Annotated in this window: 22 protein-coding genes; 15 read left to right on the top strand and 7 right to left on the bottom strand. The window is 66.4% G+C overall.

Annotated features, from left to right (window positions below):
• Nucleotides 1-175: 175 nt before the first annotated feature.
• Complete coding sequence (locus tag ACSUZJ_RS03540) at nt 176-2740, bottom strand: EAL domain-containing protein (RefSeq protein ID WP_499413372.1); 2565 nt, start codon at nt 2738-2740, stop codon at nt 176-178.
• Nucleotides 2737-4752, bottom strand: a complete 2016-nt coding sequence (locus ACSUZJ_RS03535) for a sensor histidine kinase, YfiR-like protein-associated (protein WP_499413371.1) — start codon at nt 4750-4752, stop codon at nt 2737-2739. The genes ACSUZJ_RS03540 and ACSUZJ_RS03535 overlap by 4 nt, the downstream gene beginning before the upstream one ends.
• 425 nt (nt 4753-5177) lie before the next feature.
• Here ACSUZJ_RS03535 and ACSUZJ_RS03530 point away from each other — a divergent pair, with 425 nt between their 5' ends.
• The 8 genes from ACSUZJ_RS03530 (at nt 5178) to ACSUZJ_RS03495 (ending at nt 13094) form a co-directional block, all read left to right on the top strand.
• Nucleotides 5178-5660 (top strand): CinA family protein, encoded by a 483-nt coding sequence (locus ACSUZJ_RS03530; protein WP_499413370.1) that lies wholly within the window; start codon nt 5178-5180, stop codon nt 5658-5660.
• A 10-nt stretch (nt 5661-5670) separates the two neighbouring features.
• Nucleotides 5671-6606 carry a metallophosphoesterase family protein gene (locus ACSUZJ_RS03525; RefSeq protein ID WP_499413369.1) on the top strand — a complete coding sequence of 312 codons (936 nt, stop codon included), beginning with the start codon at nt 5671-5673 and terminating at the stop codon, nt 6604-6606.
• 25 nt (nt 6607-6631) lie between these two features.
• Nucleotides 6632-9445, top strand: a complete 2814-nt coding sequence (locus tag ACSUZJ_RS03520) for a M16 family metallopeptidase (protein ID WP_499413368.1) — start codon at nt 6632-6634, stop codon at nt 9443-9445.
• A gap of 89 nt (nt 9446-9534) precedes the next feature.
• A complete protein-coding gene (locus tag ACSUZJ_RS03515; protein ID WP_499413366.1) occupies nt 9535-10593 on the top strand; it encodes an AI-2E family transporter in 1059 nt (352 codons plus the stop codon).
• Between the two features lie 382 nt (nt 10594-10975).
• Nucleotides 10976-11338 carry a GIY-YIG nuclease family protein gene (locus ACSUZJ_RS03510; protein WP_499413365.1) on the top strand — a complete coding sequence of 121 codons (363 nt, stop codon included), beginning with the start codon at nt 10976-10978 and terminating at the stop codon, nt 11336-11338.
• Entirely contained in the window at nt 11335-11745 is a 411-nt protein-coding gene (locus ACSUZJ_RS03505) for a winged helix DNA-binding protein (protein WP_499413364.1), read from the top strand. Before ACSUZJ_RS03510 ends, ACSUZJ_RS03505 begins: the two co-directional genes overlap by 4 nt.
• Before the next feature lie 69 nt (nt 11746-11814).
• Nucleotides 11815-12132: an ArsR/SmtB family transcription factor gene (locus tag ACSUZJ_RS03500; RefSeq protein WP_499416424.1), complete on the top strand. Its 318-nt coding sequence runs from the start codon at nt 11815-11817 to the stop codon at nt 12130-12132.
• Nucleotides 12129-13094, top strand: a complete 966-nt coding sequence (locus ACSUZJ_RS03495) for a cation diffusion facilitator family transporter (RefSeq protein WP_499413362.1) — start codon at nt 12129-12131, stop codon at nt 13092-13094. The genes ACSUZJ_RS03500 and ACSUZJ_RS03495 overlap by 4 nt, the downstream gene beginning before the upstream one ends.
• 291 nt (nt 13095-13385) lie before the next feature.
• On the opposite strand, the gene cysK is transcribed toward ACSUZJ_RS03495, so the two are convergent.
• The 3 genes from cysK to tcdA form a co-directional block, all read right to left on the bottom strand.
• Complete coding sequence (cysK, locus tag ACSUZJ_RS03490) at nt 13386-14324, bottom strand: cysteine synthase A (protein WP_499413361.1); 939 nt, start codon at nt 14322-14324, stop codon at nt 13386-13388.
• Nucleotides 14325-14358: 34 nt separating this feature from the next.
• The gene (locus ACSUZJ_RS03485) at nt 14359-15024 is read right to left on the bottom strand and encodes an FKBP-type peptidyl-prolyl cis-trans isomerase (protein WP_499413360.1); all 666 of its coding nucleotides are present in this window, start codon (nt 15022-15024) and stop codon (nt 14359-14361) included.
• An 86-nt stretch (nt 15025-15110) separates the two neighbouring features.
• Complete coding sequence (gene tcdA / locus ACSUZJ_RS03480; RefSeq protein WP_499413358.1) at nt 15111-15989, bottom strand: tRNA cyclic N6-threonylcarbamoyladenosine(37) synthase TcdA; 879 nt, start codon at nt 15987-15989, stop codon at nt 15111-15113.
• A 91-nt stretch (nt 15990-16080) separates the two neighbouring features.
• On the opposite strand from tcdA, the gene pdxH reads away from it, so the two are divergent.
• Complete coding sequence (gene pdxH, locus ACSUZJ_RS03475) at nt 16081-17268, top strand: pyridoxamine 5'-phosphate oxidase (RefSeq protein WP_499413357.1); 1188 nt, start codon at nt 16081-16083, stop codon at nt 17266-17268.
• A 135-nt stretch (nt 17269-17403) separates the two neighbouring features.
• A complete protein-coding gene (locus ACSUZJ_RS03470; protein WP_499413356.1) occupies nt 17404-18609 on the top strand; it encodes a class I SAM-dependent methyltransferase in 1206 nt (401 codons plus the stop codon).
• A gap of 157 nt (nt 18610-18766) precedes the next feature.
• Here the strand turns inward: ACSUZJ_RS03470 and msrA are convergent, their stop codons facing one another.
• The gene (gene msrA / locus ACSUZJ_RS03465; protein ID WP_499413355.1) at nt 18767-19306 is read right to left on the bottom strand and encodes a peptide-methionine (S)-S-oxide reductase MsrA; all 540 of its coding nucleotides are present in this window, start codon (nt 19304-19306) and stop codon (nt 18767-18769) included.
• A 132-nt stretch (nt 19307-19438) separates the two neighbouring features.
• Between msrA and ACSUZJ_RS03460 the strand changes: the two genes are divergently transcribed.
• The 4 genes from ACSUZJ_RS03460 (at nt 19439) to ACSUZJ_RS03445 (ending at nt 22123) form a co-directional block, all read left to right on the top strand.
• Entirely contained in the window at nt 19439-19942 is a 504-nt protein-coding gene (locus ACSUZJ_RS03460) for a flavin reductase family protein (RefSeq protein WP_499413353.1), read from the top strand.
• 138 nt (nt 19943-20080) lie between these two features.
• Nucleotides 20081-20449: an SDR family NAD(P)-dependent oxidoreductase gene (locus ACSUZJ_RS03455; protein ID WP_499413352.1), complete on the top strand. Its 369-nt coding sequence runs from the start codon at nt 20081-20083 to the stop codon at nt 20447-20449.
• Entirely contained in the window at nt 20443-20778 is a 336-nt protein-coding gene (locus ACSUZJ_RS03450; RefSeq protein ID WP_499413351.1) for a helix-turn-helix domain-containing protein, read from the top strand. The genes ACSUZJ_RS03455 and ACSUZJ_RS03450 overlap by 7 nt, the downstream gene beginning before the upstream one ends.
• Nucleotides 20779-20929: 151 nt before the next feature.
• Nucleotides 20930-22123 (top strand): acyl-CoA dehydrogenase, encoded by a 1194-nt coding sequence (locus tag ACSUZJ_RS03445; RefSeq protein ID WP_499413350.1) that lies wholly within the window; start codon nt 20930-20932, stop codon nt 22121-22123.
• A gap of 263 nt (nt 22124-22386) precedes the next feature.
• On the opposite strand, the gene ACSUZJ_RS03440 is transcribed toward ACSUZJ_RS03445, so the two are convergent.
• Nucleotides 22387-22632: a hypothetical protein gene (locus tag ACSUZJ_RS03440; protein ID WP_499413348.1), complete on the bottom strand. Its 246-nt coding sequence runs from the start codon at nt 22630-22632 to the stop codon at nt 22387-22389.
• Nucleotides 22633-22862: 230 nt separating this feature from the next.
• Between ACSUZJ_RS03440 and ACSUZJ_RS03435 the strand changes: the two genes are divergently transcribed.
• Nucleotides 22863-24902 (top strand): putative bifunctional diguanylate cyclase/phosphodiesterase, encoded by a 2040-nt coding sequence (locus tag ACSUZJ_RS03435; RefSeq protein WP_499413346.1) that lies wholly within the window; start codon nt 22863-22865, stop codon nt 24900-24902.
• Nucleotides 24903-24967 lie beyond the last annotated feature (65 nt).

Below are 24967 nucleotides of genomic sequence, written 5' to 3'. Positions count from 1 at the left end.
AGAACCCACCCTACGAAACCCGGATCATGACAGCTGCGGGTGACTGCCAAACGCCGCGTGTTCTCGAATGCCGTACCGCGTGGACTCGGGAGTCCACCCTACGACACCCGCGTTCCCGTAGGGTGGACACCTGTGTCCACGCGGTCCTACCCGTGCGCACCGCACCGCAAAACACTCACCCCGTGCGCGGCACCTTGCGGTCGTCATATGGCCCGTGCTCCATCCAGTACTGCCGGAACGCCAGGCGCACGTTGTCGCGCAGTTCGGCGTCGTCCCAGGGCTTGGTGTAGAACTTGTAGATCGAGCCGCGGTTGATCGAGTCGAGCACGATGTTGACGCCGGTATAACCGGACAGAATGATCCGCATGGTGTCCGGATACATTTCCTTCACCTTGCTCAGGAACTCGGTGCCGCTCATCACCGGCATGCGCTGGTCGCACATCACCACCTGCACGCGGTACAGCGCCAGCAATTCGAAGGCTTCGATCGGCGAGGACGCCGTCAGCACCCGGTAGTTGTCGCGCCTGAACAGGCGGTGCAGCGCGGAGAGGGTGTCGACGTCGTCGTCCACCACCAGGATGGTCTGCACGCTGCTGTCGTCGGCCGCCGGACGGTCGGGCGCGGCGTGGTTCTTGCGCACCAGCTGGGCCAGTTGCGCCGCCGGGAGCGCGCGCGAGAAGTGGAAGCCCTGGATCTCGTCGCAGTGATTGCGCCGCAAGTACGCCATCTGGGCGCGCGTCTCCACGCCCTCGGCGATCACCTGCATGTGCAGGCTGCGCGCCATGCTGATGATCGCCAGCGCGATCGCCGCGTCGTCCGGATTGTTGACGATGTCCCGGACAAAGGCGATGTCGATCTTCAGCTTGTCGATCGGAAAGCGCTTCAGGTAGGCCAGGCTCGAGTAGCCGGTGCCGAAGTCGTCGATCGCGATGCGGATGCCCAGGGCCTTCAGCCGCTGCAGCACCTCGATGGTGCGCTCCGCGTTGCTCATCAGGGCGCTTTCGGTCAGCTCCAGCTCCAGCATGCCCGGTTCGATGCCGTGGCGCGCGATGGCGGCGCGCACCACGCCCTCCAGGTCGCCCTCGACGAACTGGCGGCTCGACACGTTCACCGCCACGCGCAGCTCGCGCACGCCCTGTTCGTTCCACTCGGCGATCTGGCGGCAGGCCTCGTCGACGATCCAGTCGCCGACGCGCACCACCATCCCGGTCTCTTCCAGCACCGGCACGAATTCGGCCGGATAGACCAGGCCGTGGCCGGGACGGTTCCAGCGCAGCAGCGCCTCGACGCCGGACACGCGCCCGGTGTTCAGCTCGAGCTTGGGCTGGTAGTGCAGCACGAACTGGCCGCCCTCGAGCGCGCCGCGCAGGGCCAGCTCCAGGTCCAGGCGCGCCAGCACCTGCACGTTCATGCCGGCCGTGAAAAAGCGGTAGCCGTCGCGTCCGGCCTCTTTCGCGCGCACCATGGCGGTGTCGGCATACTTGACCAGGGTGCTCGGCTCGAGCGCATCGTTCGGGTACATGGCGATGCCGATGCTGGCCGTGAGCACCGCCTGCTGCCCGTTCAGGTCGAACGGCGTGCGCAGCGACTCGCGGATCTCGTTGGCCACCCGCACCGGTTCCTGCTCCTGCTCGCGCGTCATGTTCAGGATCAGCGCGAACTCGTCGCCGCCCAGGCGCCCGACCGAATCGCGCAGGCCGATCACGCGCACCAGGCGGTTGCTGAACTGGCGCAGCAGTTCGTCGCCCAGCGCCGGCCCGAGCGAATCGTTGACGATCTTGAAGCGGTCGAGCGTGATGAACAGCACCGCCACGCGCCAGGCCTTGTCCTGGGCCAGCTCGATCGCCTCGCGCAGGTTCTGGAAGAACAGCGTGCGGTTCGGCAGGCCGGTGAGCCCGTCGTAGCTGGCCAGGTGCTTCAGGCGCTGCTGCGCCTGGAGGCGCTCGCTGATGTCGCGCGCGACCGCGATCAGGAGTTTGCTGTTGCCGGCCTCCTGCCACTGCCAGCTGATCTCGACCGGCACCGCGCCCTCCCCGCCGGCGCGCAGCAATTCGGTCTCGGCGATGTCGGACTCGTGCGCGGCGCCGTTGGTGGCGAGGTGGCGCCGCAGCTGGTCGGCGGTGGTCAGGCCGAGCGCCACCGGGTCGATGCGCAGCAGGGCCTCGCGCGAAAAGCCGAGCATGCGGCAGGCGCCGTCGCTGACGTCGACCAGGGCCAGGCTGGCGGCGTCGATCAGGAAGATGCCGTCGGTGGTGGCGTCCATCGCGCGCCGGAAGCGCTCCAGCGCCGCGGTGCGCTCGCGCACGGTGCGCTCCAGGTTGGTCCCATGCTCGCGCGACGCACTGTGCATCAGGCGCACTTCCAGCAGGTTGCGGATGCGCGTCATCACCTCGACCGTGTCGAGCGGCTTGCCGATGAAGTCGCGCGCGCCCGCCTCCAGCGCGGCCAGCTTCTTGTCCGGCTCGGCCGTCACCACCAGCACCGGCAGCCAGGACTCGCTTTCCAGGGGCTTCAGGGCCTCCATCACCTGGAAGCCATCCATGCCCGGCATGTGCAGGTCGAGGATGATCAGGTCGAACCGGTACTTCAGGTGCAGCGCCACCACCTGGCGCGGGTCTGTGGTGCTGTGCACGTTCTCGTAGCCTGTCGTCTTGAGCAGGTATTCGAGCAGCTGCACGTTGACCGGCTGGTCGTCGACGACCAGCACGCGTGCACGCCGCACTTCGGCGGGCGTGATCATGTTTCGATTCCTTTCCCGGCACGCAGCTCAGCCAGCGTGCCGTCGATCGCTTCGTTGAACCTGTCGATATCGACCGGTTTCGTCAGGTAGCGGAAAAATCCTGCAGCCAGGCCGCGCTCGATGTCGTTCGCCATCGCATTGGCCGTGAGCGCGATCACCGGGATGCCGGCCGTGCGCGCATCGCGCCGCAGGTCGGCAAGCACCTCGTAGCCGCTCATGCCGCGCAGGTTGATGTCCACCAGGATGATGTCGGGGCGCCGCTCGCGCGCCAGCGCCAGGCCGGCTGGTCCGTCAGCGGCGGCGACCAGGCGCAGGTCGGGCCGGAAGCGCACGATTTCCTCGACCAGCCTGAGGTTGGCCGGGTTGTCTTCGACGTAGAGCAGGAGATGCGGCGCATTGTCGGACCATTCGGCGGGATCCTCCGGCGGGCGGGCCGCGCGGTCCTCCATCGACGCCAGCGGCGTGGTGGTGCCGAGCTCGATCGCAAACACGCTGCCCACGCCGGGACTGCTGCTGACGGTGATCGCTCCCCCCATCAGCTCGACGAGGCGGCGCGTCACCACCAGGCCGATGCCGGTGCCTTCCTGGGCGCCGGCCTCCTGGCCGAGGCGGTTGAAGGGCTGGAACAGGCTCTCGAGCTGGTCGGCGCGCAGGCCCATGCCGGTGTCCTGGATGGCAATGCGCATGCGCTCGGGCGTGAGCTGCACGCAGTCGAGCACCACGGCGCCGGCGTCGCGGTTGTACTTGATCGCGTTCGACAGCAGGTTGAGCAGGACCTGCTTCAGGCGCGTGCGGTCGGCCAGCAGCACCGCATCGACCGCCTGCGGAAACAGCATGCGGATGCCGCGTCCGGCCGCCAGCGGCGCGACCATCGCGCGGCACTCGTCGAGCACCTCGCCGAGCGGCACCGGCTCCATCGACAGCGCGATCGTGCCCGACTCCACCTTGGCCAGGTCGAGGATCTCGTTGATCAGGGTGAGCAGGTGGCGTCCCGACTTCAGGATATGGTTGGCGAATTCCTTCTTCTGCGCATCCGACGTCGGCAGGGCCTCCGAGGTGAGGATCTGGGCGAAGCCGAGGATGGCGTTGAGCGGGGTGCGCAGCTCGTGGCTCATCGAGGACAGGAAGGCCGATTTCGCCTGGTTGGCGTTGCGCGCTTCGTCGATCGCGTTCGCCAGTTCGGCGTTGGCCAGCGCCAGTTGCAGGGTACGTTCATCGACGCGGTGTTCGAGCTGCTCGTTCAGGCGCATCACTTCCTGCTGCGCGCGCGAACGCTCCTGCGCCTCGCGCACGATCTCCCCGTTCGAATCCTCGAGCTCGCGCGTGCGCTGCTCGATCTCGATCAGCATGGCGTTGAAGGAATCGACCAGCTCGGCCGCCTCGTCGTTGCTGATGCGCGGCGCGCGGCGCGAATAGTCGCGCCTGGCGACCACGTCGCGCGCGATCTCGGTGATCGCCACGATCGGCGCGGTAATGACGCGGCCCAGCCGCCGCATCACGAGATAGGCGATCGCCATCGCCAGCAGGGTCACGGCCAGCGCGATCGCCAGGTAGTCGAGGGTGCGCGCGAGCAGCCGGTTCTCGGCGCGCAGCCAGACCGTGCCGACCTTCTCGCCGTTCTCGACGATGGGCCGGAACACGACCAGGTAGTCGCCCTCGACGCGGGTGGCGGCCGCTTCCGCCCTGGCCGGGAACACCGCCCGCGCGCCGGCGGCGGCGTAGGACGCGAACAGGCGCCCGCGTTCATCGAAAATGGCGGCGGCGGCGACCATCGGGCGGGTCCGCAGGAGGGCCAGGTTCTCGCCGGCCAGACGGGCGTCGTCGAAGGCCAGCGCGGCCGAGCTCATGTGGCCGACCAGCTCGGCCTGGGTCGACAGGTCGTTCACCAGCGAGCGGTGATAGCTGCGCAGGTCGTAGCCGATCACCAGCCCGACCGACACCACGAGCGCCGCCAGCGTGGTGGCCATGACCACGGCGACGAGTTTCTTGCGGATCGACGGCAGGCGAATCATGCCGCCTCCGGTGCAGCCCGGCGGCCGGGACACGCGAAGCTGCCGCCGACGCGCGTGCACCACGCGGCCCGGATGGCGAAAACCATCACGACCGCGCCGGCCTGGCCCGGCAGCACGCGTATTGATGAAGCAACATGGAATTCTATTGAGTAAGAGAAACGTGGCGGATACCGCCGCGATGCAGGATAGCAGTTGGGAATGTCAACGTGTCGCACGGGACATTTCCATAATCCTAGACGGCTGCCACTCTAACCGCTTGCACGGCGTTTGGGTAGCTGCGATGTGATTTTCATGCAAGTTTGCCACACCGATAGCGGCTGACGCGCGCTAGAATGGTTCCTGCGCGGCCAACGCTGTCGCGCTGCCGTGCATGGGGCGTCTGTGCGTCGTGCAAGGCAGCATCCTTATTAACCTGGAGGAGCCGCATGAGCAACGAGATTATCGAACTTGCAAGCAAAGTCGGCGCAGCGCTGCAAGCCAAGGGCCTGGTGCTGGCCACCGCCGAATCCTGCACCGGCGGCGGCGTGTCGCAAGCCGTTACCGAGATCGCCGGCTCCACCGGCTGGTTCGACTGCGGCTTCGTCACCTACTCGAACAACTCGAAGACCGAACTGCTCGACGTGCCGGCCGCGCTGATCGCGCAGTTCGGCTCGGTAAGCGAGGAAGTTGCCGGTGCCATGGCCGAAGGCGCGCTGTCGAACAGCGTTGCCGACGTCGCCCTGTCGACCACCGGCATCGCCGGCCCCACCGGCGCGGTGCCCGGCAAGCCGGTCGGCACGGTCTGCTTCGGCTGGTCGCGCGGCGGCACCACCCTTACCGAGCGTCTCGTATTCCAGGGCGACCGCCACGCGGTGCGCGAGCAGACCGTCATCCACGCGCTGCGCGGACTGCTGCGCTTCATTGAGTAGTGCGCGTGTAGTGGGGTCCCGCCCCGCGCGTCTTCTCGCTTACCGCGCTCTCGCTGGCGTGGCGCTGCTGCTCGCCAGCACGCTGGCTTCTTCCGAGCCGGTTCCACCGGCACCGCCGCAGGCCGGGGTGCAGACCGTCTATGCCGCCGGCGACATCGCGCGCTGCCGCCATCCCGACCCGCGCTGGTCGGGCGCCGCCGACACCGCCGCCGTGGTGGCCGCCGGCCTGGCCGCCGATCCCGCCGCCGCGGTGCTGACCCTGGGCGACCATACCTACCCGCGCGGCACGGCGCGGGAGTTCGCCGACTGCTACGGCCCGACCTGGGGCCGCTTCAAGGACCGTACCTGGCCCGCGCCGGGCAACCACGAGTACTACACCAGGGGCGCCGTGCCGTATTTCGCCTACTTCGGCGCGCGCGCCGGACGCGGCTACTACAGCCTCACCCTTGGCCACTGGCGCCTGATTTCCCTCGACAGCAACCTGGCCCCGAGCGCGCATGCGGCCCAGCTCGACTGGCTGCGCGCGGAACTGAAGGACAATCCGAGCCGCTGCACGCTCGCATTCTGGCACCATCCGCTGTACAGTTCGGGCGGGCACGGCAGCGTGGCGAAGATGAAGGATGCCTGGGCCCTGCTGTACGCGGCCGGCGCCGAGCTGGTATTGTCGGGGCATGACCACGACTACGAACGTTTCGCGCCGCAGGACGCCGACGGCAACCTGGACCGCGCGCACGGCATGCGCCAGTTCGTGGTCGGCACCGGCGGCGCCTACGCCACGCCCTTCCTGCTCACGGTAAAACACAGCGAAGCGCGCGACGCCAGCCGCAACGGCGTGCTGCGCCTGCGCCTGCGCGCGGACGGCTACGACTGGGAATTCCTGGAAGCGACCCCACCTTCGCTGCCGAACGCATCGCCGCCCGACCATGGCAGCGCCGCCTGCCACTGAACCATCACACCCCTGGAGTATCTGCATGAAAACCCGACCGCTGTTCGCCGCATCGCTGCTGCTGGCCGCTTTGAATAGCGCTGGCGCGCAGACCGGCGGCGCCGCGTCTCCCGCCGTTCCGGCCAACGTGCCGCACATCGCCTTCGACAAATACACGCTGCCGAACGGCCTGCAGGTGATCCTGGTCGAAGACAAGCGCCTGCCGCTGGTGGCCGTGAACGTCTGGTACCACGTCGGCCCGGCCAACGAGGCGCCCGGGCTGGCGGGCTTCGCCCACCTGTTCGAACACATGATGTTCGCCGGCAGCAAGCACCTGCCGCGCGGCCTGGCCGACCGCCTGCTCGAAGGCGCCGGCGCCACCGACAGCAACGGCGGCACCGGCTACGACAGCACCAGCTACTACGACACCGTGCCTTCGAACCAGCTCGAACTGGCCCTGTGGGTCCATGCCGACCGCATGGGCTACCTGCTCGACGTGCTGGACCAGAAAGCCCTGACCAACCAGCAGGACGTGGTGCGCAACGAGCGCCGCGAAACGGTGGAGAACGAACCCTACGGGATCGTCGAGGAAGCGCTGAACCACGCGCTGTTCCCGCCCGAGCATCCCTACTACGCCTCGGTGATCGGCTCGCACGCCGACATCCAGAACGCCAAGCTGGCCGACGTGCGCGAATTCTTCACGCGCTACTACGGCCCGAACAACGCCAGCATCGTGATCGCCGGCGACATCGACAAGGTGAAAACCCGCGCCCTGGTGGCGAAGTATTTCGGCAGCCTGAAGCGCGGCCCGGCGGTCGCGCGGCCGAAAGTGGTGACGCCGCCGATCACGGCCGAGCGCCGCCTGACGGTGCCGGACCGGGTCGAGCTGGCGCGCGTCTACATGGGCTGGCTCACGCCGCCGGCCTTCCAGGACGGCGACGCCGAGCTGGCGGTGGCGGCCCAGATCCTCGCCGGCGGCAAGTCGAGCCGGCTGTACAAATCGCTGGTGTACGAACGCCAGATCGCCCAGGACGTCGACGCCGACCAGGACGCGCGCGCCCTGGTCTCGACCTTCCAGGTCGAGGTGACGGCGCGCGCCGGCCACACCCCGGCGGAACTGGAAAAGGCGATCGACGCCGAACTGGCCGCGCTGCGCGAGCATGGTCCTTCGGAACAGGAAGTCGAACGCGCCAGGCGCCAGCTCGAGACCGCGATGCTCACGTCGCTCGAGCAGCTCGGCGGCGACGGCCTGGCCGACCAGCTGAACCACTACAACCAGTTCACCGGCGACCCGGGCTACCTGGCCAAGGACATCGCCCAGCTGCGCCGCATCACCCCGGCCGACGTGCAGCGCGCCGTGCGCACCTGGCTGCAGCCAAAGAACCGGGTCGTCGTGGCCGGCGTGCCGGGTGAACCGAAGCTGCCGCACGACCCGCCGGCGCCCAAGCCGCCGAAAGCGGCCAAGGGGGACAAGGCCGGCATCAACGAAGCCGAAGCCTGGCGCGCCAGGGCGCCGAAAGCCGGCCCCACGCCGGAACTCAAACTGCCGCAGGGCGAGGCCTTCACGCTGCCCAACGGCCTGACGGTAATCCACCACTATAATCCCGCGCTGCCGCTGGTCTCGGCGGAACTCGTCATCAAGAGCGGCGCCGACGGCAACCCGCCCGAACTGCCGGGCCTGGCCGGCTTCACCGCGCAGATGCTGACCGAAGGCACGCGCACACGCAGCGCGCCGCAGATCGCCGACGAGATCGCCCAGCTCGGCGCCTTCCTCGAAGCCGACAGCGGCACCAACGCCTCGGCGGTGTCGCTGCTGTCGCTGCGCTCGACCTTCGCCCAGGCCTTCGAGGTGCTGGCCGACGTGGCCTTGCACCCCGCCTTCCCGACCGCCGAAGTCGAGCGCCAGCGCGCCAGCCGGCTGGGCGAACTGATGCAGCAGCGCGACGAAGCCGAGGCCGTGGCCTCGGTCGCGGCCGTCGCTTCCCTGTACGGCCCGCGCCACCCCTACGGCTATGGCCAGCTGGGGACCGAGCCGGCGATCCGCGCCGTCACGCGCGAGGACCTGCAGGATTTCTGGCGCCGCCACTACGTGCCGGGCAATGCGGCGCTGGTGGTTGCGGGCGACATCTCGCGCGCCGAACTGGCGACGCTGGCGCAGGAGCGCTTCGGCGCCTGGCAGAAGGCCGAGGCGCCGCCCTTCGCGCTGGGCGCGCCGGCGCCGACCCGCGCGCGCATCGTGGTGGTCGACAAGCCGGGCGCGCCGCAGACGGCGCTGCGACTGGTCGCGCTCGGCGCCGAGCGCAAGACCCCGCAGTATCCGGCGCTGGAAGTCATGAATGCCGCCTTCGGCGGCCTGTTCACCAGCCGCATCAACCAGAACCTGCGCGAGGACAAGGGCTACAGTTACGGCGTGTTCTCGGGCTTTCGCTACAACCGCACGCCTGGCCCCTTCAGCATCGCCGGCAGCGTGCGCGCCGACGCCACCGGCGCGTCGGTCGCCGAACTGCTGCGCGAAGCCCAGGCGATGCTCGACAAGCCGCTGCGTCCGGCCGAACTGCTGGACGCGCGCAACGCCGAACTGCTGTCGCTGCCGAACGGCTTTGCCACCAATGCCGACATCGGCGCCAGCCTGGCCGAGTCCTTCGTCTTCGATCTCCCGCTCGACTACTACCGCCAGCTGCCGGCCAAGCTGGCGACGGTCAGCGCCGAGCAGGTACAGGAAGCGGCGCGCCGCTACCTCGACCCGCAGCGCCTGATCGTGGTCGCGGTGGGCGACCGCAAGCGCATCCTGCCGCAACTGGAAAAGCTCAAGCTGGGGCCGATCGAGGTGCGCGACAGTGAGGGACAATTGCGCCCCTGAACGAGTACACGCATTTCCCGGACGACAAGATGTCGAATCGTCTATCATGGGCCGGACTGTATTCACCGACTGTGTACACATAACGGCCCATGAACCAATTCACGATTCAGCAGAAGTTCTTCCTTCTCCTCCTCACCGTCGTCAGCATCGGATTCGGCTGGATCCTGCTGCCCTATTCGGGTGCGGTGTTCTGGGGCATGGTGCTGGCCATCCTGTTCGCGCCCCTGTACCGGCGCCTGCTGCGCGCAACGGGGCAGCGTCCCACCGCCGCCGCCCTGCTGACGCTGCTGTCCATCGTCGTGATGGTGATCCTGCCGCTGTCGCTGATCACCGCCTCGCTGGTGCAGCAGGCGGTGGGCATCTACGCGAACGTCGGATCGGGCCAGATCAATTTCGGCGCCTACTTCCAGCAGGTCATCCACGTGCTGCCGGACTGGCTGGTCGGGTTGCTGGAACGTTTCCAGTTGACCGACCTGGATTCGCTCCAACAGAAACTGGCCGATGGCGCGGCCCAGGTCAGCCAGTTCTTCGCGCGCCATGCCATCAACGTCGGACGCAATACCTTCGATTTCCTGGTCAGCCTGACCATCATGCTGTACCTGTTGTTCTTCCTGCTGCGCGACGGCCAGTCCCTGGCCAACCGGATCAAGCGCGCGGTGCCGCTCAGCCGCATGTACAAGCAGCGCCTGTTCGATAATTTCATCACCGTGATCCGCGCCACCGTCAAGGGCAACGTGCTGGTGGCGATCGTCCAGGGCACGCTTGGCGGCCTGATCTTCTGGTTCCTCGATGTCCAGGCCGCCCTGCTGTGGGGCGTGGTGATGGCCTTCCTGTCGCTGCTGCCGGCGGTCGGCGCGGCCATCGTCTGGGCGCCGGTCGCGATTTACTTCCTGGTGACGGGCGCGATCTGGCAAGGCGTGGTCCTGATCGCCTTCGGCGTGCTCGTCATCGGCCTGGTCGACAACATCCTGCGCCCGATCCTGGTCGGCAAGGACACCAAGATGCCGGACTACCTGGTGCTGCTGTCGACCCTGGGCGGCATGGCGCTGTTCGGCCTGAACGGCTTCGTCATCGGCCCGGTGATCGCAGCCTTGTTCATCGCGGCCTGGGATTTGTTCGCCTCGGCCGAGGAGTTTCATCCGCAGTGAGGGCCGCCAGCCTGGCCGGCATCACCTGACGCCAAAGACCGCGCCGCCGCTGCCGCAGGCGATCCATTGCACAGCCTGGCGCCCCTCCGGGCACACTCCCCGCGTGCCGCCTTCCCCGCCCGGCACTTGCCGACTCCATTTCCAGTATTCCACTGTCGCGGCACGGAGCCTAGTGCGCCGGTGTCTCATCTTTGCCGCCCCTCGATATTTTTACCCGGGTATTATTGATTTGGATTTTACCCGGATGTAAATTGCATCGACCGGCCGGTGTACGGCTGTACATGGGCCATCGATGTGCCGCTCGCCTGAATGATGCTCAGCACAGCGATTGCCGGATGCTTGCCTTGTAAAACGGTGAGGCTGAATTGGAAGGGAATAAAAGATGACCAACAAACGAATGCTGAAGCAGCAATACCTTGCGACGACGTCCCGTGCTGGCGTCTACGCCATCAACAATCTGGTCACAGGCCGTGTGCTTGTGGCCAGCAGCAACGACGTCCAGGGCGCGCTGAACCGGCATCGCTTCGAACTTCGCCAGGGCACCCATCGCAACCGGCTCCTGAGCCAGGACTGGTCCCTGCACGGCGAATCGAGCTTCACCTTCGACGTACTCGGCATGGTCGAGCCACACGCGGATACCGCGTCGGATACGGCGCGCGACCTGGAAGAGCTGCTTGCCTTGTGGCGCCAGGAGCTGCCATGTGAAGGTGAAAGAAATTACGAATTTTCCGGGAGTCCGTCGTGAGCCAATCGCACACCCATCTGTGCCTGTCGTTTTATCGTGCCTATGCCAGGCTGCGCATCCAGCTCGACGAAGAATTGGGGACCTACCACGGCATCGATCTCGACGATTTCGCGTTGCTGCATTCGCTCGCAGGCAGGGAAGACGACACGGCCGGGCTCGAAAGCATTGCCGCGGATCTCGGCACGTCATGCTCGGCCCTTTTGCGGCGTTTGCGGCCACTCGAGAAGACCGGGCTGCTTGCCTACAGCAGCGGCATCAGGGGTCGCCGTATCGCGCTGCGCAGGCCAGGCCTGTCCCTGATCAAGACGGCGCGTGACACGATAGAGCGCGTTTGCGCCAGGCCATCCCTCAGCGGGGGGCTGGAAAAGCTCGGCCCCGCCCTGCACGAGCCCGGAGTGTGCGACTAGTCAACCTCGTCGCGCTTGCCGGGCCCAATGTTTTCATCTAACATGTGAACACCTATTCACATGTTAATGATGACTACACTCGACGAACTCGACCACGCCGTCGACCAGGTGGCGGACCTGTTCCACCTGCTCGGCGACCCGACCCGCCTGCGCATCGTGCTGGCCTGCCTTGCGCAGCCGACTGCGGTGGGCGACATCGCCACGGCCCTGAACCTGTCCAGTTCCCTGGTCAGCCATCACCTGCGCCTGCTGCGCGCGGCCCGCATCGTCAAGGCCGAGCGCCAGGGCAAGCAGGTGTTCTACGCCGCCGCCGACGCCCACATCAGCACCCTGCTGTCCAACATGTTCGAGCACATCGCCGAACCCGCCAACGGAACCGACCCATGAGCCACGACCACCACGATCACGACCATCGCCACGGCCATCATCACGGGCACGGGCACGGGCATGGTCATCACCACCATCATGCGCCGGTGGCCGGGCACGGCCGGGCCTTCGCGCTGGCGATCGGCCTGAACACGGCTTTTGTGGCGATCGAATTCATCTACGGCTTCCTGGCCAACTCCACGGCGCTGATGGCCGATGCCGGCCACAACCTGTCCGATGTGCTGGGCCTGGTGCTCGCCTGGGGCGCGGCCCTGCTGGCCAAACGGGCGCCGAGCGCGCGCTATACCTACGGACTGCGCAGCTCCTCGATCCTGGCGGCGCTGGCCAATGCGATCCTGCTGCTGCTGGCCTGCGGGGCGATTGCCCTGGAAGCGGCGCAGCGGATCGCGGCCCCGCATCCGGTGGCAGGCATGACGGTGTCGATCGTGGCGGCGATCGGGGTGGCGATCAACGGCTTCTCGGCCTGGCTCTTCATGGCCGGCAGCAAGGGCGACCTGAACATCCGCGGCGCCTACCTGCACATGGCGGCGGACGCGGCGATCTCACTGGGCGTGGTGGTGTCGGGCCTGGTCATCATGGGTACCGGCTGGACCTGGCTCGACCCGGCGGTGAGTCTCGTGATCGTGCTGGTGATCGTGTGGGGCACCTGGTCGCTGCTGCGCGAATCGCTGCAGATGGTGATGGCGGCGGTGCCGGACAGCGTCGACGCCAGCGAGATCGAGCGCTTCCTGGCGGCGCGTCCGGGCGTGGCCGAAGTGCACGACCTGCACATCTGGGCCATGAGCACGACCGAGACCGCGCTCACCGCCCACCTGGTCATGCCCGGCGGTTATCCGGGCGACCGTGCGATCGACGCCATCGTGGCCGAGCTGCGCGAGAAACACGGGATCCACCATTGCACGCTGCAGGTGGAGGAAGGGACGACCGCGCACAATTGCGCGCTCGGGGTACACGGCGCGTGAGGGCCGCCGCACCATGCGCTTGCCGTGAATTTTGACAGTAGGGTGGGCGCCCCGTGCCCACGCGTGAACGTTGAGCGGACGCGGCGCCCGATTGCGCCAACGTGATGCGTGCATCACTTTTCGCGCTTGCCGTGAAACTCCGCCCGCCAACAATGAGCGGAGTGTCATGCCATCATGCGTTGTCGTGCGTTGCTTGTTTTAAGAGCAATACCCGGCTGCCGCTGACTGCGGCAACGCGCGTAACGCGTGGGCACGGCGTGCCCACCCTACGACGAAGGCCGCCGACCTCGGTCAGCCAGCCAGATTGGCGAACAGCGCCGTACTCAGGTAACGCTCGCCGAACGACGGGATGATGACGACGATCGTCTTGCCCGCATTCTCCGGCCGCTGGGCGACCTGGATCGCGGCCCACAGCGCGGCGCCGGACGAGATGCCAACCAGCAGGCCCTCCTCGCGCGCGGCGGCGCGGGCGGTCTCGAAGGCGTCCTCGTTGCGCACTGCGATGACTTCGTCGTAGATGTGCGTGTTCAAAACCTGCGGCACGAAGCCGGCGCCGATGCCCTGGATCGGGTGCGGCCCCTTGGTGCCTTTCGAGAGCATGGGCGAGGCTTCCGGCTCGACCGCGATGGCCTGGAAGCCGGGCTTGCGTTCCTTGATCACTTCGCCGACGCCGGTGATGGTGCCGCCGGTGCCGATGCCGGCGACCAGGATATCGACCTTGCCGTCGGTATCGCGCCAGATTTCCTCGGCCGTGGTGCGGCGGTGCACTTCCGGGTTGGCCGGATTGTTGAACTGCTGGGGCATGAAGGCGCGCGGATCGCTGGCGACGATTTCCTCGGCGCGGCGGATCGCGCCCAGCATGCCCTCGGCACCCGGCGTGAGCACCAGCTCGGCGCCGTAGGCGCGCAGCAGCATGCGCCGCTCGTTGCTCATGGTTTCGGGCATCACCAGCTTGCAGCGGTAGCCGCGCGCGGCGCAGACCATGGCCAGCGCGATGCCGGTGTTGCCGCTGGTCGGCTCGACGATGACAGTGTCCGGGCCGATCTTGCCGGCCTGCTCGGCCGCCTCGATCATCGCCAGGCCGATGCGGTCCTTGACGCTGTGCGCGGGGTTGTGGAACTCGAGCTTGGCGAGGATCTCGGCGCCCTGGCCGGGGCCCTTGCCCAGCCTGCGGATCCTGACCAATGGTGTATTGCCGATCAGCTCAGTGACATCGTTTGCGACTCGCATTCCATCCCTCCGCATCAGTTGACAATCGTTGACGTTATTTTACGCCGAGCAGTTCCACATCGAAGATCAGGTCCGTATCGGGCGGAATGCTGCCGCCCGGCGCGCCGCGCTTGCCGTAGGCCAGGTGGCTCGGGATGATCAGGGTGCGCTTGCCGCCCACCTTCATGCCGGCCACGCCCTGCTCCCAGCCCTTGATGACCTGGCCCGCGCCAAGCTGGAAGTCGAGCGGCGTGCGGCCGGCATCGAGCGAGGAATCGAATTTGCGGCCGCGCCCGTTGCGCGCCATCGGCTTGTAGAACCAGCCGGTGTAGTTGACGGTGACCTTGTGGCCGAGCTCGGCCGTCTTGCCCTTGCCGACCACCTGGTCGACGATCTCGAGCTGGGGTCCGGTCGGTGCCGGCGCCACCGGCTGCGGCGCCTGGGCCGCGGCGGCGGCATCCTGGGCTGCGCCGCTGGCGGCTTCGGCACCGCTCTGCGCGGCCTGGCCGGCGGCGCCGGCAGCCTGCTGCGAACCCACGGCAGCCTGCTCGGCGGCGCTCTGCACGCCCTGCTGGCGCACGGTGCTTGCTGCCTGGTCGGCGGCCGGCGCATTCTGCGGCACGTTGGCCGGGGTGGCCGGGGTGGAGGTCGGCGTACCCTGCTGGGCATGGGCGGCGGCGGCCGCGAGCAACAGGGCGAGGAAGGAAGTACGACGCATCATGGAGGCTCTTTCAATGACAGGATTTCATTCGATAATCCTATGATAGCAAAGGCCTCCGGAGGATGGACAGCCGCGCTTATGCAACCTCAGGCGGCCTCGGGCAGCTCGGCCGTTTCCGGCTCCGCTGCAGCCGGCGCCACGGCAGGCGCGGCGTTTGCCGCTTCCGCCATGCGGCGCAGGATGTGGCCGGCGGCGATCATGCCGAAGCTGGCCGTCACCACCATGCTCGAGCCGAAGCCCGCGCAGTTCAGGCCGGTGACGCTCGAACCAAGCTCGCAAGCATCGCCCTCTTCCGGATAGCGCAGCGGCTCCATCGAGAACACGGCGTCGATGTGGTACTTCTGCTTTTCGCCGCGCGAGAAACCGTACTGGGCGCGCAGCAGCTTGCGCACCTTTTTCAGGAGCGGCTCCTGCTCGGTGCGGGCCAGGTCGCGCACCTCGATCTTCGTCGGATCGAGCTGGCCGCCGGCGCCGCCAATGGTGACCAGCGGCAGTTGCTGGTCGCGGCAGTACGCGATCAGGGCGGCCTTGGCCTTGACGCTGTCGATGGCGTCGACCACGTAATCGAAACCCTTGCCGGCGATCATCTGCTCGATGTTGCCCGGTTCGATGAAATCCTCGACCAGGGTGACCTTGCAGAAGGGATTGATCTGCGCGATACGCTCGCGCAGCGCCTCGATCTTCGGCATGCCGACGGTCGAGGTCAAGGCCTGGATCTGGCGGTTGATGTTCGACTCGGCCACGTTGTCGAGGTCGATCAGGGTGAGGTGGCCGACCGCGCTGCGCGCCAGCGCCTCGACCACCCAGGAGCCAACGCCGCCGACGCCGATCACGCAAACGTGCGCCGCACGGAAGCGTTCCAGTGCACGCTCGCCATACAAGCGGGCAATGCCGCCGAAACGGCGCGCGAAGTCGACTTCATCGTCCAAAGTTCCTGCCGGGATGGGGTGGTTGATCGTATTCATAGCCCAGCATTTTACCGGACCCGGCTGCCTCAACTTGCACTAAAATGCAAGTCAGTCAATCAAAAAAATTTTCCTTGTCGCAAAAACGCAAATGAATGATTTCCTTCCCGACACTGCACCCGGATTCGACCAGCCGATCGCCGTACTCAAGCACTGCCATGGTCGCATCCGCAAGCAGCTCGGCACCCTCGAACGCCTGCTCTCGCACCTGCCCGAACACGGCGCCGACGAGCAGGCGCGCCAGGCGGCCGGCGCGATGCTGAAGTATTTCGAGAAGGCGGCGCACCTGCACCACGACGACGAGGAGCAAGACCTGATCCCGATGCTGCGCGCCGTGGCGCAAGGCGAAGACGCCGCCACCCTGCAGGCGCTGGCGCCGGTGATCCTGCAGGACCACAAGGACATGGATGCGCTTTGGCAAGACCTGCACGAGCAGCTCAGCGCCATTGCCGATGGCAGCGCCAGCACGCTGTCGACGACAAACGTGCAGCGTTTCTGCCAGCGCTACCTGTCCCATATGGAGCGCGAAGAAAGCACGCTGGCGCCGATGGCGCTGCGCCTGTTCTCGGGCGAACAGATGGCCCGCCTGGGTAAGGCGATGCAGCAGCGCCGCGGCATCGACGCGCCGGCGCCGTCGATCGGCGAAGCCGTGGCCGGCCTGCGCAAGGATTACGGCCAGGCCAGCCTGAACGAGGACGATGTGCTGGACGACCCGATCGGGCAGTTCACGCGCTGGTTCGAGCAGGCCCTGAAAGCCGAGGTCAACGAGCCGAACGCCATGAACGTGGCGACGGTCGACGCCAGGGGGCGCCCGAGCTCGCGCATCGTGCTGGTCAAGCAGTTCGACGAACGCGGCTTTACCTGGTACACCAACTACGACAGCCGCAAGGCGCAGGAGCTGTGCGCCAACCCGTATGGCGCCCTGCTATTCTTCTGGAGCGAACTTGAACGGCAGGTTCGCATCGAAGGTAAGGTCGAGATGACCTCACCCGAAGAAAGCGACAAGTATTTCCACAGCAGGCCGTTAAAGAGCCGCCTGTCGGCGATTGCCTCCCAGCAGAGCGCGCCGATCGCAAACCGCGCGGCCCTGGAGCAGAACTACGAAGCGGTCGCCGCGCAAGCCGGCGACGCGCCGCCGCGCCCCGCCAACTGGGGCGGTTTCCGGCTGGTGCCCGAGCGCATCGAGTTCTGGCAGGGGCGCCGCTCGCGTTTCCATGACCGCATCGTGTACGAGCGGCAGGAAGACGGAAGCTGGACTCGGCAGCGTTTGCAACCGTAAACAGGCCTCGACATAGCGCCCTGCGGCGCCAGGCGAGGGTTACTTAAAACCTGACCAGCAGGGCGCGTCCCCTGCCGGGCCAGGTTCTTCAGGCCGGCGCGTTACTGGCCAGCTCGCTCACAGCCGGAGGAATACGTGTTCAACGAAATGAAGCTGACCGCCTGGACCTCGGGCATGCGCAACAAGCTGTCCCTGCCCCTGCGGGTGGAACTCTGGAACGGGGAACATGTCGACCTGTCGTCCGAAACGCCGCGCGTGACCATCCGCATCCCGCAGGCTTCGTCGCTGCGTTACCTGCTCTCGCCCTCGCTGTACAACCTCGGGCGTGCCTATGTCGAGGGCGCAATCGACGTCAAGGGCCGCGCCGCCGACATGATCCGGATCGGCAGCGAACTGGCCGCCTCGACCGGCAAGCATGAGCGCCACCTGATGCATCGGCTGCGCCTGTTTTCACCGCACACGCGCAAGAAGGACGCCGAGGCGATCCGCTACCACTACGACGTTTCCAACGACTTCTACCAGGCCTGGCTCGACCCGAACATGGTGTATTCCTGCGCCTATTTCGAGACCGGCACCGAGGACCTCGCCACGGCCCAGGTGCGCAAGATCGACCACATCCTCACCAAGATCGGCGTGCGCCCCGGGCACACCCTGCTCGACATCGGCTGCGGCTGGGGTGCGCTGGCGATCCGCGCGGCGCAGCAGTTCGGCGCGCGCGTGATCGGGGTAACGCTGTCGGAAAACCAGGCCCTGCTCGCGCGCGAACGCGTGCGGGCAGCCGGGCTCGACGGACGCGTCGAGATCCGCCTGCAGGATTACCGCGACGTCAGCGGCCAGTTCGACCGCATCACCAGCGTCGGCATGTTCGAGCACGTTGGCGTGCAGCACCTGGCCGAGTACTTCACGCGCATCAACGCCCTGCTGGCCCCGGGCGGCGTGGTGATGAACCACGGCATTACCAGCACCGACGTCGAAGGCCGCTCCTCTCCCTATGGCGGCGGCGAATTCATCGACCAGTACGTGTTCCCGCACGGCGAGCTGGCCCATCTGTCGACCGTTATCCAGACCATGCAGCAAGGCGGGCTGGAAGTGCGCGATGTCGAAAACCTGCGCCGCCATTACGCCAAAACCTGCGCCACCTGGACCGAGAATTTCGAGAACCGGGCCGACGAGATCGCCAAGCTCACGGACGGCAAGCGCTTTCGCATCTGGCACGTCTACCTGGCCGGCTGCGCCTATGCGTTTGCCCAGGACTGGATCAGCCTGTACCAGATCGTGTGCGGCAAGGCGGGCGAAGACCCGGCGCAGATCCCGTGGTCGAGGAAATACATGTACGAGTGACGAGGGAATGTAGGGTGGGCGCCCCGTGCCCACCAAAAACATGCACACCGTTGGCGGCACGTGCATCATGCCCGGGCGCAGATGGTGCAACACGATGCATGCGTCCAGGTGGGCACGGGGCGCCCACCCTACGGCGACAGAGACCGGGACGGCCCCGCTACTTCATGAACTGCTGGAAAGTCTTCCTGAACTTCGCCACCTTCGGCGCCACCACGAAAGCGCAATAGCCCTGCATCGGATGCTGGGCGTAATAGTTCTGGTGATATTCCTCGGCCTTGTACCAGGTCTCGGCCGGCAGCACCTGCGTCACGATCGGCGCGTCCCAGACGGCCGCCATTTCCGCCATCACCTGGCGCGCGGTCGCTTCCTGCTGCGCATCCTGGGTAAAGATCACCGAACGGTATTGCGGCCCGACGTCGTTGCCCTGGCGGTCAGGCGTGGTCGGATCGTGGATCGTGAAGAAGATCTGCAGGATGTCGCGGTAGCTGATGACCGAGGGATCGAACTCCAGCCACACCACTTCGGCGTGGCCGGTGGCGCCGCCACACACCTGTTCATAGCTCGGGTTGACGACCTGCCCGCCCATATAGCCCGATTCCACGCGCGTGACGCCGCGCACCTCCAGGTAGACGGCCTCGACGCACCAGAAGCACCCGCCACCGAGGATCGCCACTTCGGTCGCTCTTTGCTCGCTCATTGCATACCTCGATACTGTTAGTTATGACCTAACTCTAACGTAAAGCGGCGCTTCGTGCAGCCGCAACACCGAGCTTGGCGGCGTCGGTGGCCTCCCAATGGCATAATGAGCATGCAACTTTCCAAGGTACCGATGAACACACGCTCTCCCCGCGCCACCGAGCGCGGTTTCGACTCGGCGCATTTCCGCCAGGCGCTGTCGCAGTTCGCGACCGGGGTCACCGTCATCACGACGCGCCTGGCCGACGGCAGCTTCCGCGGCCTGACCGCCAGTTCGTTCAATTCCGTCTCGCTCGATCCGCCGCTGGTGCTGTGGAGCCTGGGCGAGCGCGCCAACAGCCTGCCCATCTTCAGCGGCAACTCGCACTACGTCATCAACGTGCTCGCGGCCGGCCAGGAAGAACTGGCGCTGCGCTTTTCGCGCCGCAGCGAGGATCCTTTCGCCGGGGTCGACTACATGCTGTCGCGCACCGGCCAGCCCATCCTCAAGGGCGCAGCCGCCTGGTTCGAATGCCATAACCGCAGCCGCTATCCCGAGGGCGACCACGTGATCTTCGTGGGCGAAGTCGAGGAATGCGCAGTCGATCCGCAGCCCGCGCTGCTGTTCCACGGCGGACGCTTCGGCGTCACCCCCTGAGCCCGGGCGGCCGCTGCCGCCACCTGGCCAGGAATGCGCCAGCTTCCTGGAGTTTCAGGCAAGTCGAAGCCGAACCCGCGCCCTACCATTCTCTCCACCTTCAACGCCACGCCATGTGGCACAACATGGAGAGAAATCATGAGTAAAGTCTGGTTCATCACGGGCACCGGCCGCGGCATCGGCGCGGACATTGCCCGCGCAGCCCTGGCCGCCGGCGACAAGGTGGTCGCAACGGGCCGCAAGCTGGCGCAACTGCAGGAGACCTTCCACGCGGCCGATCCGCAACGCCTGGCGCTGGTCCAGCTCGACGTGGCAAGTAAGGCGCAGGCGGCGCCGGCGATCGACGCAGCCGTCGAACGCTTCGGCCGCATCGACGTGCTGGTGAATAACGCCGCCTATGGCCTGTTGGGACGCCTGGAAATCGTACTGCGCCTGCTGCCGGCCCGTTCGGCGCGCGCCTGGCCCAACTGGGATGCGTCGAGTCGACCCGGGTCGGCAAGGTGGTAGCCTGGATCCGCGCCAATTACGACCAGCCGATGCGCATCGATGAGATGGCGGACCTTGCGCACATGAGTCCTTCCTCGCTGCACGGGCATTTCAAGTCGCTCACCTCGATGAGCCCGCTACAGTTCCAGAAGACCCTGCGTCTACAGGAGGCGCGCAGGCTGATGCTGTCCACCGGCATGGATGCAAGCCTGGCCTGCCAGCGCGTCGGTTACGTGAGCGCGTCGCAGTTCAGCCGCGAATACGCACGCCACTTCGGCAGCGCTCCAACGCGCGACATGGCACGCCTGCGCGAGGCCGGGCTGACCGGCGACGTCTCGTTCTTGCAGTAGCGACGCGCGTTCCGAGTCGACACGCGGGAAAATGAAAATGCCTGTCGCAGTTAGAAAAGATGCATCAGTACGCCCTTCCTATAATGCCTTGACCCCGGAGGCGCCGAGCGCGCCTTTCGCCTACAAGACCTAAAGAGACCAGGACCGATCCATGAAGCCATCCGATTCGCCGCGCAAGACCGCTTTCCACTGGGATGATCCGCTGTTGCTGAACAGCCAGCTCACCGACGAAGAGCGCATGGTGCGCGACGCGGCCGCCGCCTACTGCCAGGACAAGCTGCAGCCGCGCATCCTCGAGGCCTTCCGCCACGAGACCATGGACACCTCGATCTTCCGCGAAATGGGAGAGCTCGGCCTGCTGGGCCCGACCATTCCCGAGCAGTACGGCGGCCCGGGCATGAACTACGTCGCCTACGGCCTGATCGCGCGCGAAGTCGAGCGCGTCGACTCGGGCTACCGCTCGATGATGAGCGTGCAGTCCTCGCTGGTCATGGTCCCGATCTACGAGTTCGGCAACGAAGCCACCAAACAGAAATACCTGCCGAAGCTGGCCACCGGCGAATGGATCGGCTGCTTCGGTTTGACCGAGCCGAACCACGGTTCCGACCCCGGCTCGATGGTCACCCGCGCCCGTAAAGTCGATGGCGGCTATGCGCTCACCGGCTCGAAGATGTGGATCACGAACTCCCCGGTGGCGGACGTGTTCGTGGTCTGGGCCAAGGACGACGAAGGCGCGATCCGCGGTTTTGTCCTGGAGAAGGGCTGGGAAGGCTTGAGCGCGCCGGCGATTCACGGCAAGTTCGGCCTGCGCTCGTCGGTCACCGGCGAGATCGTGATGGACAACGTGTTCTGCCCGGAAGAAAACGCCTTCCCGGAAGTGCGCGGCCTGAAGGGTCCGTTCACCTGCCTGAACTCGGCGCGCTACGGCATCGCCTGGGGCGCACTGGGCGCCGCCGAAGCCTGCTGGCATACCGCGCGCCAGTACACCATGGACCGCAACCAGTTCGGCAAGCCGCTGGCGGCCAACCAGCTGGTGCAGAAGAAGCTGGCCGACATGCAGACCGAGATCACACTGGGCCTGCAGGGCTGCCTGCGCCTGGGCCGCATGAAGGACGAAGGCACGGCGGCCGTGGAAATCACCTCGATCATGAAGCGCAATTCCTGCGGCAAGGCGCTGGACGTGGCGCGCGTCGCGCGCGACATGCTGGGCGGGAACGGCATCTCCGACGAATTCGGCATCATCCGCCACATGGTCAACCTCGAGGTGGTCAACACCTATGAGGGCACGCACGACATCCACGCCCTGATCCTGGGCCGTGCACAGACCGGCATCGCCGCGTTCTGACCGGCACGCGGCAACCAGGTTTTCCAGACATGGTTCGCCGCGCGCGCGTTTCGCGCCCTGGGCGAATGCGCCCTGCACTTATCAGTGCCTTGCCATGGCGGTCTTTATTCGCCAGGTATGCGCATGCGCCCGATAATCGCCGCCCCTTCTGTATTTCGGCATTATTCCCGGAGAACCAGGGATCGGGCGAATAAGAGAAAGACATCTCCAACTCTGCACGCCGCCATTCTCCTATTCCTCGTAATACCTCAGGCGTAAAATATTTATTTCCCGATGTTGAAATAAATGAATAGGGATGAATAAAAAGTGCGCCGCAGCGTATGCCAGTTTTTACTGGAGCTTCCCACAATATCGGCGAAGCCAGCGCCGATGAGGCCTGCAGCCTGATCCCCCTGCATGGAACACCACCTCGTCACGGGACGCAGCAATGGCGTTTCTTTGCCGTCAGGTTCAGACCGGCATTCTGGAATAGCGTGGAATGCGCTGGCCATTTCGCTGCCTTTACGCATAGTACGAGTTTCATTGCCGATCGACTTTTTCCGTATCGTATTGACAACGGCGTCAACTAAATCTGCGCACAATAAGGCAGCACATAAGGTTGTGCGTTACCATGTGTACAATCAATTAATCCTCTTCTAGTGTTCCACCTACCTCAAGCGCGCGGAACATGCATCTCACTGACACTTCGGCGTCGACAAACTCTCGGTCACACGGCGCGGCAGCCTTGTCGCTGGATCTCTTGCTCAGTAACCTGCCCGGGGCGGTCTACCGTTGCCTGAACGATCCCGAGTGGACCATGGAGTTCATCAGCGCCGGCGTCGAGAAGCTGACCGGCTACCCGGCGGCGGCTTTCGTCGGCGCGCATGCGGTATCGTTCGCGAGCCTGATCCATCCTGACGACCGCGGCCAGGTGGCGGACGACACCAATGCCGCGATCCGCGACCGCCGTTCCTACCAGCTGAGCTACCGCATCACCAACGCCGCCGGCCAGGTACGCTGGGCCTGGGAGCAAGGCGCTGCCGTCTACGATGAGCGCGGCGCCGTAGTGGCTCTCGAAGGTTTTATTGCCGACATCACCGTGCTGCGCCGCGCCGACATGCTGGCCCTCGAACAGGCGTCGCTGCTGGACAAGGCGCACGACGCCATCTTCGTGATGGACATGAGCGCCCGCATCACCTACTGGAACAAGGGCGCCGAGCGGCTGTACGGCTGGAGCGCCGAGGAAGCGCGCGGCCAGCACATGCCCGACCTGCTGTGCGACGACGACGCCGCCTACAGCGAGGCCTGGCGCCACGCGCTGGAAGAAGGCGAATGGTCGGGCGAACTGTCCCAGCACCGGCGCGACGGCTGCTTCATGCAGGCTGACACGCGCTGGACCGTGGTGCCGGCCAATCCCGCCGCCGGCGTGCCGCAGAAGATCCTGGTCATCAGCACCGACATCAGCGAGCGCAAGAGCAACGAGGCGCGCATCCACCGGCTGGCCTATTACGACGCGCTGACCGAACTGCCGAACCGCGCCAGCCTGCTCGACCACCTGCGCCGCGCCCTGATCGGCAGCGCGCGCACGCGCAAGTTCGGGGCGCTGATGTTCTGCGACCTCGACAACTTCAAGACCCTGAACGACACCCACGGCCACGCCGCCGGCGACGTGCTGCTGCAGGCGGTGGCGCGCCGGCTCGAGCACAGCGTGCGCGAGGCCGACATGGTCGCGCGCCTGGGCGGCGACGAATTCGTGATCCTGGTGCCGCCCGAGGAAGACTCGGTCGAAGCGGCCGTGCACCAGGCCGAGACGGTGGCGGCGAAGATCGTCGCGGCCATGGGCACGCCCTTCCAGTTGGCCGACTTCATGTATTCGGTCTCGACCAGCGTGGGCGTGACCATCATCAGCGGCATGACCGACACGGTCGAATCGGCGCTGAAGCAGGCCGACACCGCGATGTACCAGGCCAAGGCGGCCGGGCGCAACACCTTCCGCTTCTTCGACCCCGACATGCAGGCGGCCTGGAGTGCGCGCTCGGAACTCGAGAGCGGCCTGCGGCGCGCCCTGCGCAACCATGAATTCATGCTCTACTACCAGCCCCAGCTCGACGGCCAGAGCCGCGTGATCGGCGCCGAGGCCCTGCTGCGCTGGCGCCTGCCCGGCGGCGAGATGCTCTATCCGACCGAGTTCATCAAGGCGGCCGAGGAAACCAGCCTGATCGTCGATATCGGGCGCTGGGTGCTGGCCACCGCCTGCGCCGAGCTGGCCAGCTGGCAGCGCAACCCGGCCACCAAACACCTGTCGCTATCGGTCAATGTCAGCGCACGCCAGTTCGTCGAACCCGACTTCGTCGCGATGACCCAGGAGATCCTGGCGGCGACCGGCGTCGATCCGCACGGCCTCAAATTCGAGCTCACCGAAACCCTCGTCGTCACCGATTTCGCGCACACGGTGCAGACCATGGACACCCTGCGCCGGCTCGGCATCACTTTCTCGCTGGACGACTTCGGCACCGGCTACTCCTCGCTGGCCTACCTGCGCAAGCTCCCGCTCGACCAGCTGAAGATCGATTACTCCTTCATGCGCGACGTCCTCACCAACGGCAACGACGCTTCGATCGTGCGCTCGATCATCGCCCTGGGCGGCAGCCTCGGCCTGCAGGTCATCGCAGAGGGCGTCGAGACCCCGGGCCAGCACGAATTCCTGTCCGAAGCCGGCTGCCACGGCTTCCAGGGCTACCTCTACGAGCGCGCGCTGAGCGGCGAGCGCTTCGCGCAGTACGCGACCGGCGTGCATTGACACCGAAGCCGGCACACAACCGTAGGGTGCGTGCGCGGATCCTGGGTGCACAGATGTAAAAAAGC

It is taken from the genome of Telluria sp. B2, assembly GCF_051789535.1.
In the GTDB taxonomy this organism is placed as follows: Bacteria; Pseudomonadota; Gammaproteobacteria; order Burkholderiales; family Burkholderiaceae_D; genus Telluria.
The sequence above is the reverse complement of the archived record's forward strand: the minus strand, read 5'-3'. Positions and strand labels throughout refer to the sequence as shown.